We start from the raw sequence: 13,654 nt of genomic DNA, 5'->3' as shown, positions 1-13,654 counted from the left end.
TCCCCGCCCGGCCCCCCCCCCCCGGCCACCCAACCACCTCACCCCCGATTGGGTGGGCGCCGCCCGCGTTTGGCTCCCCGGGGGGGGGCGCCCACGACCTGTCTATGTGAGTGTCATCCGACGGGCGGCGCCTCGCCGCGCGCCTACCCGACAGAGCAAGAAGCCGCATCCCTTTTGCGTCTGTTTATTCCAGAACAACCAATTTAACCGCACAAAACACGGGAAGATCCGCGGCGACCCAGACATCAGGACGTGACACCGCGAGCGGCAGCACCCCGTGCGCGACCGCTTCGAAAGGCGCGAGTCGACATCAGGTGTTTTGCCACGATTGTCATCTCAACTGGGACGGGGTAGCGATTGGACGCTCTAAGCGGCGAGCATGAGCAGATGCATGACTCTCGGCGGCACTCGAAGACGGCATGGATTTTTATAGCGGGCGCGGTGGCCGGTGCCATTATCGCCAACTCGACACACGCCAAGAAGAGAGCAAACCGGCCACAGGCGATGACCACCAGCCGTCACGTTTTTGATCACAACGGTACTGCAAATAGCGATGCGGACGACGAAGACCAAAACTCCACAGCATCGAACCGGCAACAATCAAAGCCTCTCAACCAGGAACAGTTAGCGCTTACATTAGGCATCGCCCCGGCGTTGTTATTATGCGCCCTAATCGTCGGTCTGATTATGGACTCGGGAGTCTTCGCGTTGGTTGCCGCAAACGGCGGCGTTGAGACAATTCTCCTAGGTACCGTCAGGCTCTTCATGCCACTCGCCGCCTCCGTTATCACTTTTTGGGGGCTGCGCCGGGTGCTGTCATCGCCCCAGAATGGAAGTCGTGAACGGTGGCGACTCCGGGAAGCAAGTCGGTCAGGCTTCCTGCCGGCGGCAGGTGGCACGCTGATCGGCATCTTCTTCGCGCTTTCCGTACCCATAACGTGGGGTGTGTTCAACGCGACAAGTTGGACAGTCTTCCTCATTCTCGCTTCTACCGAATCCAGAAGCATCGGCAGGCAGGTCGCGGGAGGACTGGTTGCGCTGGCGTGCATCGCGCCACTAACCGCAATGGCGACCGCACCCTGGGGGGAAGTGTCCTTCTTGAAGGAGTTTGACCCCGCTCGGATCATAGCGGGTCGACTGCTCGCGACCTTTCCACGGGCAGTTATCTTTCTCCGCGATCCCGCCGCGCCTCCAATAGAGGGCAACGTGGTAGGCGTGGACGACCAGGCGATCACGCTGATAGAGAGTTACCCACCGAGGGTATGGATGATCAATATCGACGATGTCGAGGCGCGCGCCCCCTGCCGCTGGACAGACTCACCCTGGCAAAAAAGTCCGGCCGAACTTTGGGCTCGGCCTATCAGCACGAGAACTTGCGGTGAGGTGAAGCGCGACGGCGCACCGGACGGGCATGCAGGTTAGGAATCGGACGAGCGGTCAACAATCGGCCTGTCACCCGAGGACGGCGAGCCGCCATCAAGCATGTTCCTAAGTTCGACCTCGCGAGCCTGGCCGGCGGAAGCCCGGTGGCAGATTGCGGCGTACGGTTCGCTCCGTCCGTCCGATCCGACGCGCGATCTCGTCGTACCCCATGTGCGGATCGCGACCGAGCAAGTAGGCCACGGCTGCGGCTGTTGCATTAGGCGAACGAGGCGACTCTTCACGGGTGCCAGGCACCAGCGTCGAGTCGGCAACATCGGTGCTGTTGGCGCGGGCAGTCGGCGGCGGCGCGCCAGGATCGGTTGAAGCCGAGCCATTCAACCCCAGCCCATGCCGCAGCGGTTGCTCTGGGCGCGGGCCCTCGGGGACGTGCGCGCCTGATGGCTCAGCAGATCGATCGAGCCCGGTTGGTAGCCGCTGGTGCCCCCACCCCGGCGGTCGGGCGACGGACGTCTCCACCGACGCCCCCGACATCGAATGGACCTGCTCAATTCCCAATGGCTCGTGGCAGGGCGGGACAGGTGGCCCGTCAACTGACCCGTCAGTCTGCACATACCCTTGGTTGAGGCACTCCTGCCTGCATGTTTCGGTCCCAGCGGCGATATTAGAGGGGGTGAGATCGACGGCGATGAGGGCGGTGAGGCCCTCGTAGTCGGCGGCATCTGCCAGGCGGGCGGCGATCTCGTCGAGGTTGTAGACGTGGACTGCAATCGCGGCCGTGGCCGGATCGACCGCCGACCTGATCTTGCGGTGGAGAACTCTTGCGATCGCGGCCTGGCGCCGTTCGCAACGCAATGCTTCCCGCGCCGCACTGAGGGATCCGTACAGGCCGAGCCGGGGGTCTGCCTTGGCCATGGTGCGGGCCCGGTGGGTGATGAGGGGGTGGCGCAGCCAGTGGCCGAGGAGTTCGTAGGCCGGTGCGGTGGCGGGTAGCGCGCCGGTGGCACGGAGGCGGTCTCGTCGTCCGTTCTCGACGTGCACTAGCCAGACGAGGTAGCCCAGGGCGGACATGCCGGCGAAGAAGCCGCCGAGGAGGTGGTTGTCGTGGGCCAGCCAGTTGAAGGCGACCGCGCCGGCGGCGACGGCGGCCGACAGGATGCGGGAGGAGATCGCTCGTTCGCCGAGGCGGCGTCGCACGTCGGCGTTGGTCATCACGACGATGCCGCCGAGTTCCAGGGCGCCGACGGCGGGGATCGCGATGAGGGGGTGGATGTCGAGTTTCTGTGTCGCGGCGGTGACCTGTCCGGCGAGTGCCACGAGGAGCACAACGACGTAGAAGAGCGTGCGCATCTGCGCGGCGCGGTGGACGGCCCGGTTCAGCTGCATGTCGGTCTGCTCGCCGACGGGCTGACCGGTTCGGATCGGGCTGGGTTCGGCGGGGAGACGGCTGGGCGAGGCAGCGGGATGCCAGGTGGTGCCGTTGGTGCGGCCCGTGGCCGCGGGTGTGGCGGTCATGAGCGGCCCTTGTCGTCGCCGCCGGGTTGGTTTCGGTCGAGTTGGCTTGTCAGGGTTCGGGCGATGGCGGTGGTGTCGTCGCTGACCGTGGTGTCGATGTCGTTGAGGGCGCGGGCGAGTTGGCGGTGCAGGTCGCGGATGGCGGTGGGGTCGCCGAGTGCCGCGTGGACGCGCATGGCCGCCTGGTACAGGGCTTCGGTGTGCGGGTGGTGGCCGATGGCGGTGGTGAGCACGGCGAGCGCTTCGCCGGGTTGGTCGTGGAGGGCGTCGGCCAGGGCGAGGGCGGCGTCGACGGCTTGGCGTTGCACGGCTTCTCGGTACGGTTCGATCCATTCGTAGTCTTTGCCGTTGGCGAGTGGGCCCTGGTAGGTGGCCACGGCGCGGCGGAGGGCGGCGATGCGGGCGGTGGGGGTGGTGGCGCGGTTGGCCTCGTCGAGGGCGTCGCTCATCTGCCACAGGTCCACGTCGAGGGTGTCGCGGTGCAGGATGTAGCGGCGGCCGGGGTGGGTCAGGTAGGTGGCGGGGCCGCCGGTGCTGGCGAGGACGCGGCGCAGGTTGTAGACGTAGGTGTGCAGCCGGTGTGGTGCTTTGCTGGTCGCGGCGTCGGGTAGCAGGTCTTCGAGGATCGCGTCCTGGCTGGCGACACCTGCGCGGGCGGCGAGGTAGGTGAGCAGTTCCAGGGCTTTGCCGCGCAGCGGCAGTGTGGTGGACATGTCGACGATGCGGGCGTCGCCGAGGACCTGGACATGGACCCGCCCGGTGGCTGTGGCGTCGTCGCCTTGAGCGGCATCGGCATCGTCGGCTTCGGCCTGGTCTTGGGTAATTGGTGGTTGGGTCGCCTCTGGTGGTACGGCCGGTTCGTCTGCGGTGGGAGCGGATCGCGGATGCGGTTCGGCGGGCCCGGGCTGCAGGTCGCCCGCGTGGGGTGTGCCGTCGCCGTTGTCGGTGACTGCCGGGCCGGGTGGGATGTCGACAGTTGGGGGTGCGTCGTCCGCTGGTGATGGCGGGGTGTGGCCGGTGTGGGACTCGGCGAGGACCCTCAGCAGGTCGGTGGCTTCGGTCGGGTCGATGACGGTGAGGCGTCCGACGTCGGCGGGGTGGTGGCCGTGCCGGTGGGCGGTGCCGTCGGCGGGGCTGGTGGATCCGTCGCGGGCGACGGCGACAGTGTCGCCGTCGGGCCAGGCGCCGAGCAGGACGCCGTGGATGTCGAGCCGCTGTCCCTGGGTGAGCAGCGCGGCGATACGGGCGCGCTCATACGCGGCGGTGGCATCGGCGATGAGCACCATCGGTGCCACGGGTTCGGTCTGCGGGTCCAGCTCGTGGAGGCCGGCGATGGTGTCGACTTCGGCGTCGAAGCACAACCGGGTGCGGTGCAGGGTCTGCTCTTCCAGCAGCGTCAAAGCGTCGGTGAGTCCGTCGGTGACGGTCAGCCGCGGCGTGTCTGGCAGGGTGGCACCGGTGGTGCCCCACAGGGTGGTGAGGGTGCTGGAGGGGATGACGACCTGGCCGCCGCGCCCGCGGGCGTCGTTCATCCCGCCTGTGGCGAGGGCTGATACGAGGAAGCCTCGGGCTGCGGCGTGGGCGCCGGGACCGGCCAGTCCGAGCCCGGCGGGTGGCCACACCTCGATCATCGAACCGTCGAGAGCCGGCGTGAGCGGCCGCGCATCGCTTGTCGGCGCGCCGCCGGGTTCGTCGTCGGCTGCGGGGGCGATGGTCGCGTCCGGGCCGGCGACGAGTTCGTCGAGTGGAGTGTCAGACGCTGAAGGGCGCAGGCTGCGGCGGATCCGGACGACCAGCTTCGGCAGCGGTACGACGCTCGGGTCGTTGAGGCGCAGCTGCGGCGTGGGGGGTTGGGGGGTGTAGCGGCGACGGCGGTGTGCCCAGACAAGTGCAACGGCCGCGAGGATCGCGGTGACGAGCCCGAGGTCGAGCCAGCTTCCCGTGCCGAGAGAGACACCCGGCGGTTCCGCCTGGGGGTTGGGACGCTGCTGTTCGTCTCCGCTGTCGGGGCTGGTCGTCGAGGTTGTGGGTGTCGGAGAGGGTTCCGTCGGGGCGGCGGATTCGGTTGCCGGTGCGGAAGGTTCCACCACGCCGTCGTCATCGTCCTGCTGCCCAGGTGGGGTCGGTTCGGCCGCCGGGGTCTCGGACGGGATCTCGGTGGGCGACGGCTGGGCGGGGGCCGGTTGTTCGGGCTCTGCCGGACTGGGGTCGGCTGGCGGTGGGGTGGGGGATGGTGTGCTGGCCGGTGGTGTGGCGTCGTCGGGCAGTGTCAGCAGCCAGCCGGGGTAGATCAGGTCCGGGTTGGTGAGCGTGCCGCCGACGTCGGGGTAATGATTGCCCCGGTTGAGAGCGAAAATCTCGGGCCACCGACCGGGATCACCGAGCCACTGCGCGGCGATGTCCGACAGCGTGTCGCCGCGTTCCACCCGGCAGGTGGCGGGCTGCGCGAACAAGACGCTGGTGGTGTGATTGGCCGCCGGCCGTGCCTCCGGCCCGTGTCCCTGTTCCGGCCCGGTGTCAGTGCCATCGCGAAGACGGTGGACTACGGCGTCGCGTGCCTCATCGAGCACGCTGGGAGCGCCGGCTCGGCCGATATCGGCGGTCGTGGTCGGTTGGTGCGGGCCGAGCACCGGCCGGGCTGTGTCGTCGCCGTGAGGTAGCGCGGGGAACGCGTCGGCCGTGGGGCCGGTGTGCGCGGCGGCGGGCAGGGCGGAGGAGGTCACGGCGGTGGCGCCCAGCACCGCCGCCGCGAGACCCTGCAACGGCCCGGGTAGGCGAAGCGCGAGCCGCCACCGCATCCGTGCCCGCAGCTGCCGGTTTAGGCCGTGGGCGACGGTGGTGGCGAGCAGCGTCCACAGCAGCCAGGCGCAGGTCTGCAGCAGGGTGGTGAGGAAGCCGGTGGTGAGCGGCTGCTGCAGCCATGTCCTCATCTGTTCCGGTGCCGGTGTGGTCGGGCGTAGCCAGCCGGCCCGGTAGGCCAGGACCAGTGGTGCTGCCGCGAGGACGACCGCGACCACGGTGGCGGTCGAGACCGGTCGTTTCGCCATGCCCTGCCTCCGTCCCTAGATGCATGTCAATCGGCTGGTGTGGTGTCACCGACCGTAGAAGAGGGCAGGGTCGTCGATGTCGTTTCGACGGCTTACAGCACCTCACAGCACCTAACACGACCTCACAACCCCAGGTCAGGCAGCTACACAGCAGGACGTGGCACCGATTAGCCGGCAGGCGTATCGGGCTCGACGGCGCAGAGAATGGGTGTCGGTGTACAGGTCCGAGTGCAGAGGTAGGTACGGTTGGAAGTGCACACCCCGGCGCCGAGTTCGATATGCGCCCGGCGAGTCGCTGCCCACTCTGGCGACGACCCAAGTCGGTAACGCTGCGTTACGGGATGTTGCTGACTCGTCCGTCCTCTCGGCGTGCGGATCTGCCGATGAGCGGACGCCGCATCGGATGATCCACTGTGTGATGGTCTGATCACTTTCAGTACTGTGCGGATGTGCTTCGGGTTGGGTTGAAGTGGGTCCGGCGCTACTGGTGGGTGGTGCTGATTCCTGCGGCGGTGGTAGCGGCGTCGGTGTGGGCGTTGGTCGCTGATGACAAGGTGCGGTGGACGGTGGTCGCGGGCGCGACGGCGGCGGTGGTGGTGGGGGCTTTCGCGCCGTCGGTCCTGGAGTGGGTTCGGGCCGAGCGGGAGCGGGGCGAGCGGCGGGATCGGGTGGTCGCGGAGGTGTTGGTGGCCGACTTGCCGGAGTCGGTGGTGTGGTTGCTACATCCGCAGGCGGCGGTGGTTGGGTTCGTTGGCCGTGGTTCGCTGCTGGCAGCGTTGGACGGGTGGTGCGCGGATCCAGCGGCGAGTGTGGTGCGGCTGCTGGTGGGTGCGGGTGGGGTGGGTAAGACCCGGTTGGGACGGCATTTCGCGGGCCGGTCGTCCGGCTGGACGTGGTGGCCAGTCGCGCCCGATAAGGAAGCGGCGGTCGTCGGGCTGCTGGAGGGCGGCGAGCGACCGGCCCGGTTGCTGTTGACGATGGATTACGCCGAGACCCGTGATCCGCAGGCGTTGGCGCATTTGTTGTGTGCGGCGCAGCGGGTTGGTGGGGTTCGGGTGTTGTTGTTGGCGCGGTCGGCGGGGCTGTGGTGGTCGTCGTTGTCGGCGGCGTATCCGCCGCAGGCGCATCTGGTGGATGCGTTGACCGTGTCGGGAAATGTGATTGAGGTGCCTGCCCGCATTGAGGGCCACGCGCCGCGGCAGGTTGTAGCTGAGGCGGTGGTGGCGTTCGCCGGTCGGCTGCGCCGCGGTGCTCCGGACGATGTTCCGTTACACGGAGTGGATGCGGATGTGCCGGTGTTGCGGTTGCATGCGCTGGCGTTGCTGGCGGTGTTGGGCGGGCCGCGTGGGGATGACCGCTATGACGTGCTGGCTGAGGTGTTGGGTCATGAGGCCCGGTACTGGCGGCACCGGGCCCGCCGCGATGGCCTACCGGGCGCGGGTGAGCCGGGTGCTGATGTGGTGTTGCGGCGGCTGGTCGCGGTGGCGGCGTTGCTGGGCGCGGACGATCGTGAGCAGACCGTAGGTTTGGTTCGTCGAGTGCCGGGTCTGGGCGGGGCGATACCGGAGGTGGTGGATGGGTATGTGAGCTGGTTGTACGGTCTGTATCCGCAGGCGGGGACGGGTGGTGGGTTGGGGACGTTGCAGCCCGACCTGCTCGCCGAGGATCTCGCGGTTGCGGTCCTGCGGGAAAGTACCCCGGCTGAACGTGGCAGGATCCTGCACGGGTTGGCGTTTGGTCAGGCGGTGCGGGCGTTGACGGTGTTGAGTCGCGCCCGCAGCCACCAGAGCGATGCTGCAGAGATGATCGACGTAGCGCTTAGGGCGGATCTGCCGGTGATGACTGAGGCGGTCCTTCAAGTCGGCCTACAGTTCCCTGGAATGCTCTCTCCCAGAGTCACAGAACTTCTCGTCACAGCTGAACTCGACCCTGACTGGGCCCAGCGGACAGCGCGCCGGGTACCGTACCCGTCAATCGAGTTCGGCGGGCTCGCGCTTGCGTTGACCACCTATGCCCTGCGTAAGACGGCCGAGGCGACCACGCCGAACGACCGGGCCTCGTTACTGACCATGCACGCCCTGCGGCTGGCTCAGGTGGGGCGGCGGACCGAGGCGCTGGCCGTCAGCCAGGAAGCCGTAGACCTACGTTGGGAGTTGGCCGCCGGCAACCGTAAGGCCCACCTGCGCTACCTTGCCGCGTCGATGAACAACCACGCCGTGCTGTTGTCGGAGGCGACACAGCGGGCTGAGGCGCTGGCCGTCAGCCAAGAGGCCGTACACCTGTACCGGGAGTTGGCCGCCAGCGACCGTGAGGCTCACCTGCCTAACCTTGCTGCGGCAGTGAACAACCACGCGCTGCGGTTGGCGGAGGTAGGGCGGCATACCGAGGCGCTGGAAGCCAGCCAGGATGCCGTAGTCCTACGTCGGGAGTTGGCTGCCAGCAACCGTGACACCTTCCTGCAGGAATTCGCGATGTCGTTGATGAACCACGCGCTGCGGTTGGAGGAGGCAGGACAGCAAACTGAGGCGCTAGCCGTCAGCCAGGAAGCCGTAAAACTGTGCCGTGAATTGGTTGCCGACAACCGTGATGCCTACCTGCCCAACCTCGCCATGTCGATCATGAACCACGCGCTGCAGTTGGAGAAGGTGGGCCGCTGGGCTGAGGCGCTGGCCGTCAGCCAGGAAGCCGTAGACCTGTACCGGGAGTTGGCCGCCGGCAACCGTGACGCCCACCTGCCCAACCTAGCCAGATCCCTGTGGAACGTTGGATACGTAGCGCGCAATCTCGAAGAAACGTCGAACCAGCTCCTTGACGCAGTTGTGGAAGGCCTGCAGTACTTCGACGAACTCGCCGCCACCGACCCGCAAAGGTTTACCCCACTCCGCGACGCGGCAGCCGCGACCTTGACCGACCTTCAAAACCGCGCTGCTAGCCAGCAGCCCAAACCAACACCACACAGTTCGCCCCACGCCGACGAGAGAGCTCGCGACACCGCCTGACCGAAGAGATCCTCAACTGATCATCTTTAGAAGCGGTCGAACCAAGATCGAGTCCATCGACGTGCCGCGGGTGGTGCGCGCGAGCGGCGAACAGGACACGACCCCGCATGCGCTGCCGTGGTGCAGATCGACTTGGTTGCCCTGATTGTCGACGACTACGACCCGGCGACGCGTTCTTCACCGACGTACTCGGCTTCGACCCCGTCGAGGACTCCCCATCGCTGACCAATGACGGACGACCCACGAGGTGGCTCATCCTTCGGCCCCCGGGTGCCCAGACCGGAATTCTGCTCGCCCGCGCCGACGGAGAACACCAGCGTGCCGCTGTCGGTAACCAGGTAGCCGGCCGGGTCGGGTTCTTCTTCCGCGTCGACGACTTCGACGCCGCTTACCGGCGGATGACCGAGGCCGCCGTTGTGGCACGGAGGGTGGTCAGGTGGTGGGGTCGGGCACGCTGGCGGCGTCCAGGGCGCTGTCGAGGCCGGCGGCGGCGAGGCACCGGGTGTACCGGTCCGACAGTTCGGCGACCGCCGCGTGCTCGCCCAGGGAGGTGAGGACGGCAATGGCATGTTGGTGCAGGGTCGCGTTGTACGGGTCGACGCGGATCCCGCCCTGGAGCCAGGCCAGTGCCCGTCTCGGGTCAGGTTCGGTGGCGGCCAGGGCCGCGTAGGCGTCGAGGACGTGGCGGCGGGCGGCCTCGCGGTGCGGGTCCAGCCACGGCCAGGCGTATCCGGTGGCGAGGTCGCCAGTGTAGGCGTTCACGACCGCCTGCCAGGCGGCGCCGTGATCGGTGAGGGTGGACGCGGCGTGCGTGACAGCGCGACGCAGGCGCCACAGGTCCACGTCGACCTGGTCCGGGTTGAGGCGGTAGCGATCGCCGGTGCGGTCGATGATCGTGTGTCCGGTGGCCGTGCGCAGCAGGGTACGTAGGTCACTGAGGGTGGTGTAGAGGCGTGCGGTGAGCCGGTGCGCGGGCAGTCCCGGCCACAACGCTTCGGCCAACTGCTGGCTGGCGACCCCGCTGGCATGCACGGCCAGATAGACGACGGCGTGCAGGGCTGCGCTGCGCCGCACGGGCAGGGGTGCGCCGTCGAAAATCAGGACCGGTTCGCCGAGCACCCGAATCCGCAGTCGCGGCCCTGGGTCTGTGGGGGCGGGTTGCGGGCCGCTCTGACGCGGTATTCGTGGCTGCGTCGGGGTGGTGCGGTGTGCGGGTTGGGCGTGCCCGGTGACGGTGAGCAGGTCGGTGGTGGCAAGCGGATCCAGCACGCACACCCGCGGCCCGACCGCCGGGCCGTCGTCGGCATCAGTGGTGGAGTGGCCGTCGGCATCGACGTGCCAGACCGGTGCGTGCGGCCAGGACGCGACCACCACCACGGTCACAGGGCCGGCGGTGAGGAGGTCCGCGAGGCGGCCGTTCGGTGGGGCGGCGAGCATCAGCACAGACCGCGGCCGCCCGCCCACGGCTTCGCCGGTTGGGATTGGCGCGGTTGCTGCCGTAAGCAGTGCTGTGGCGTGGTCGGCGTCGTCGGCGATCCGCAGTCCTGGCCCGGGTCGTAGCCGCGGGGCCGCCGGACCGAGCAGGGCGGCCACCGCGTCACGGGTGATCACCACCTCCGGTGCGGTGTGGTCCCGTAGGCGAGCGAGAAGGACGGTCACCAGCAGGCCGCGAGCGGCGGCTGGGGCACCCGGGCCGAGGACGCTCGCGCCCGCGGGCGGAAATCCTTCCGGCAGGATCCCGACCGCTGTGGCCGCCGTCGGGGCGGGCTTGTCGTGGGTGGCGATCGCGGCCTGGACCGCGGTCACGGTGGCCGGTAGCGGTGCCAACTCGCCGACGTCCGGGCCGTTCTGGTCGGCACGTGCGGGGCGGTAGGCGCGGCGGCGGCGCAGCCACATCAGGCTCGCCGCGGCACTGACCTGCTCGGCTACCTGCGGGGGCAGCCATCCACCGGGGACCCTGACCCCCTCGGCGGCATCCACTTGCTCAGCGTCGCCGTGAGGGTGGGTATCGATCGTGCCGACCGTCGTACCCGCATGTTCGTCGACGGTGCTGGGGGTGGTGGGGGTGGTGATGGTGAGGGCGGCGGCGCCGGCGATGCCGGTGGCGGTGGCCTGCCAGGGGGTGGGCAGGGGTAGGTGGCGTAGCCATCGCACGCCGGCCCACAGTCGGGTGGCGGTGGTGGCGGTGACGAGGTAGGCGATGAAGGCCCACAGCAGCCAGGCCAGTACCACCAGCATCAGGGTCAGGTTCTGTTCGGTCAGTGGGTCGTGGACCCACTGCCACAGCGCCACCCGTGGTGTGTCGGTCGTCGGCCAGCCCACCAGCCGCACGAGCAGGGTCGGCGGGCCGGCCAGCAGGACGGTGGTCAGCAGCATTGCCGCGACCCGCTGCGGCCACCGCATCACCCACCCCCCGTTGGTTGGTGTGTCACGGGTGTGGTGGGCCGGGTAGGGGAAGGCTGCGGCGGGGTTGGGTGGGGGCGGTGTAGAGGATGCGGGTCCACAGGCGGCCCAGCCACCACACGGTGGCGGCGACGATGTAGAGACCGGCGACGGTGCCGGTGTTGTACCGGCCGACCAGGGTGGCGGTGAGGATCGCGAACGGGACACCCATCACCAGCCGCAACCACCACCCGGACACCAACGCGGTGATCACCCCGACCCCGATCAGCACCCCGCCCACCCGTTGCCCGACCCCGAGCCACACCTCCATGCCGGGTGCATAGGTCGCGGGCAGCGACCACTGGACCAGCATCATCCCCACCGTCGCGGTCACCACCGACGTCACGGGGAAGGCGAGGAAGTCCGACCAGCCGCCGCGCGGGGTGCGCCACTGACGGAACGCGATCAGCGCCAGCACCATCGCGACCACCAGCATCGGCACCACCGGCACCATGGTCCAGCGCAGGAACGCCCCCAACTCGGTGCCGATGTACTGGGAACCCACCACCGCATACATCCCCACCACCGCTGCGCCGAGCCAGGCGGAGGTGAGGATGCCGGTGGCGACCTGCGCCCCCGCCGACAACGCCACCCCGCTGTCGGTGCGGGCGGCCAACGTGGAACCGAGAACGGTGCCGGCGGCCAGACAGGCGATCACGGCGAACACCGAGGCCATCGCCACCTCACCCCAGTTCATGAACGCCCACTCCCGCATGAGCCCGGAATGCCACGTCGGCGTGAACAGCGCGTGCGACACCAGCGCCAGCGACGCGAACCCCGGCACCCCGATCGCCACCGCCCGCCACACCGACGGCACCGGCTCCCCCACCACCGCCGCCTGCTCTGTAGTGAGGCCGCCGGCGTCGGCCGCGCCGCGGGCCGCCGCCACCACCGGATCCGGCACCAGCAGCGGCCGCAACCCGGTCTCCTCAGTCATCACGTCGGCGACCAGCGGCATCTGCGCCGTCCCTCCAACGCACCACAGGGCGGCGATCGTGGCCGGGTCGACCTCGGCGGCGTCGACCGCGTCACGCACCACACCCGCCGCCCTCACCAGGACCGGGCGGGCAGCCTGCTCCACCACCGGATGATTGAGCACCACCGCCGATCCCGAGGGCACCGACACCGCCACCGCCACATGCCCCACCAAAGCGTGTTTCGCCGTGCGCAGGCTCGCCGCCAACGCCCACCCATCCCCCACCGGCACCCCGCCGTCGGGGAACAGGGTCGCGGTCAACGCGGCGTCGATGGCGTCACCACCGGCATCGGGATCGGCGAGGGTCGACAGGACCTCGAACCCGACCGGGCCGCGCCGCAGCACACTCACCTCAACACCGGCGCCCAGGTCACACACCACCACCACCGACCCCACCGGCAGCTGCACACCCGAGGCGAGGGCATCCGAGGCCACCGCCACCGGCGCCTCCACCAGGCGTGGTTGCGGCAAGCCGGCGCGGTGGGCGGCCTGCCGTAGCCATGTCCGCCTGCGCGGCCCCCACCCCGCCGGCACGACCAGCCGCACGTCCTCCACCGGCCCGCCGGCCATCCGGTGGGCTTCGTCGGCGACGCGCCGCAGTGTCGCCGCTACCAGGTCGGCGGGCGCGACCTGCACGTCGGCCACGCTCATCTGCTCATCGGCGGGGCGCCGGGGACGGGGTATGAACCGCTGTGGATCAGCGGTGGCCGCCTGCCACGCCCGCTGCCCCGTCACCACCGACCCATCGCCGGCGACGAGCACGGCGCTGGGCAGCCCGGGTTCGCCATCGAACAGCAGCGGCGACCACGACCCGTCCGGCCAGGCCAGGACCGCAGTCGTCATGGCGCTTCCACAATCGATCGCCAGCCGCGCCTGCCCCGGTCGCATACCCGACAGTCAAACATGAGGATCACATTCACGTCACGCCTCAACTACAGCGAGCAGCGAACCGGTGAGAAGGCCGGAAGAAGGTTGGTGGGCCGCTCGAATCGGGGGGCGATGAGCCTTGACGTCGGTACCAGTGACCCGACGCCCGGGAAGTCCGTCGCACCGTTGCCGGGTTGTCGTGCCGTTACTCTCGGTGGGTTGGGGTTCGTAGACTGGCAGGCATTCAACGGCACTGGACGTGATGTTGGAGGTCGTGGTGCCTCGTCGGAGCCAAGGGCGGGTGTGGGCCGGGTGCGTGGCGTTCGCTGCGATCGTAGCTGGGCTGGTGGTGTACCTGGTGGCGGCGGGCCTGGATAAGGCGGACAAGGTGGCCAGTGCTATCGGTGCGGTGGTGGCGGTAGTCGCAT

At 69.0% G+C, this 13,654-nt stretch carries 6 protein-coding genes and 1 pseudogene; 3 read left to right on the top strand and 4 right to left on the bottom strand.

Translation table 11 applies throughout. The annotated features are described in order from the left end of the window. Nucleotides 1–387 precede the first annotated feature (387 nt). Nucleotides 388–1,422, top strand: a complete 1,035-nt coding sequence (locus V5O40_RS17290; protein ID WP_332906406.1) for a hypothetical protein — start codon at nucleotides 388–390, stop codon at nucleotides 1,420–1,422. Nucleotides 1,423–1,488: 66 nt separating this feature from the next. Here the strand turns inward: V5O40_RS17290 and V5O40_RS17285 are convergent, their stop codons facing one another. Both V5O40_RS17285 and V5O40_RS17280 read right to left on the bottom strand, forming a co-directional pair. Next, complete coding sequence (locus V5O40_RS17285) at nucleotides 1,489–2,895, bottom strand: hypothetical protein (RefSeq protein ID WP_332906405.1); 1,407 nt, start codon at nucleotides 2,893–2,895, stop codon at nucleotides 1,489–1,491. Next, nucleotides 2,892–5,942 (bottom strand): BTAD domain-containing putative transcriptional regulator, encoded by a 3,051-nt coding sequence (locus V5O40_RS17280; RefSeq protein ID WP_332906404.1) that lies wholly within the window; start codon nucleotides 5,940–5,942, stop codon nucleotides 2,892–2,894. Before V5O40_RS17280 ends, V5O40_RS17285 begins: the two co-directional genes overlap by 4 nt. Before the next feature lie 494 nt (nucleotides 5,943–6,436). On the opposite strand from V5O40_RS17280, the gene V5O40_RS17275 reads away from it, so the two are divergent. Both V5O40_RS17275 and V5O40_RS17270 read left to right on the top strand, forming a co-directional pair. Continuing rightward, nucleotides 6,437–8,941, top strand: coding sequence for a hypothetical protein (locus V5O40_RS17275; RefSeq protein WP_332906403.1), 2,505 nt, complete (start codon nucleotides 6,437–6,439; stop codon nucleotides 8,939–8,941). 117 nt (nucleotides 8,942–9,058) lie between these two features. Then, nucleotides 9,059–9,357: pseudogene (locus V5O40_RS17270) on the top strand (VOC family protein); the annotation flags it as partial. 16 nt (nucleotides 9,358–9,373) lie between these two features. On the opposite strand, the gene V5O40_RS17265 reads toward V5O40_RS17270, so the two are convergent. After that, nucleotides 9,374–11,344 carry an AfsR/SARP family transcriptional regulator gene (locus tag V5O40_RS17265; RefSeq protein ID WP_332906402.1) on the bottom strand — a complete coding sequence of 657 codons (1,971 nt, stop codon included), beginning with the start codon at nucleotides 11,342–11,344 and terminating at the stop codon, nucleotides 9,374–9,376. A gap of 25 nt (nucleotides 11,345–11,369) precedes the next feature. Further along, on the bottom strand, nucleotides 11,370–13,202 hold the full coding sequence (locus V5O40_RS17260) for an Hsp70 family protein (protein WP_332906401.1): 1,833 nt from the start codon (nucleotides 13,200–13,202) through the stop codon (nucleotides 11,370–11,372). Nucleotides 13,203–13,654: the final 452 nt, after the last annotated feature.

Source organism: Micromonospora palythoicola, assembly GCF_036689795.1.
Lineage (GTDB): Bacteria > Actinomycetota > Actinomycetes > Mycobacteriales > Micromonosporaceae > Micromonospora > Micromonospora palythoicola.
Note: the sequence above shows the minus strand (reverse complement) of the source record. Positions and strands in the feature narration are given on the sequence as shown.

Coding starts and splice junctions, on each gene's coding strand:
- V5O40_RS17260 (WP_332906401.1), bottom strand. CDS start 13,202: ATGACGACTGCGGTCCTGGCCTGGCCGGACGGGTCGTGGTCGCCGCTG.
- V5O40_RS17290 (WP_332906406.1), top strand. CDS start 388: ATGCATGACTCTCGGCGGCACTCGAAGACGGCATGGATTTTTATAGCG.
- V5O40_RS17285 (WP_332906405.1), bottom strand. CDS start 2,895: ATGACCGCCACACCCGCGGCCACGGGCCGCACCAACGGCACCACCTGG.
- V5O40_RS17265 (WP_332906402.1), bottom strand. CDS start 11,344: ATGCGGTGGCCGCAGCGGGTCGCGGCAATGCTGCTGACCACCGTCCTG.
- V5O40_RS17280 (WP_332906404.1), bottom strand. CDS start 5,942: ATGGCGAAACGACCGGTCTCGACCGCCACCGTGGTCGCGGTCGTCCTC.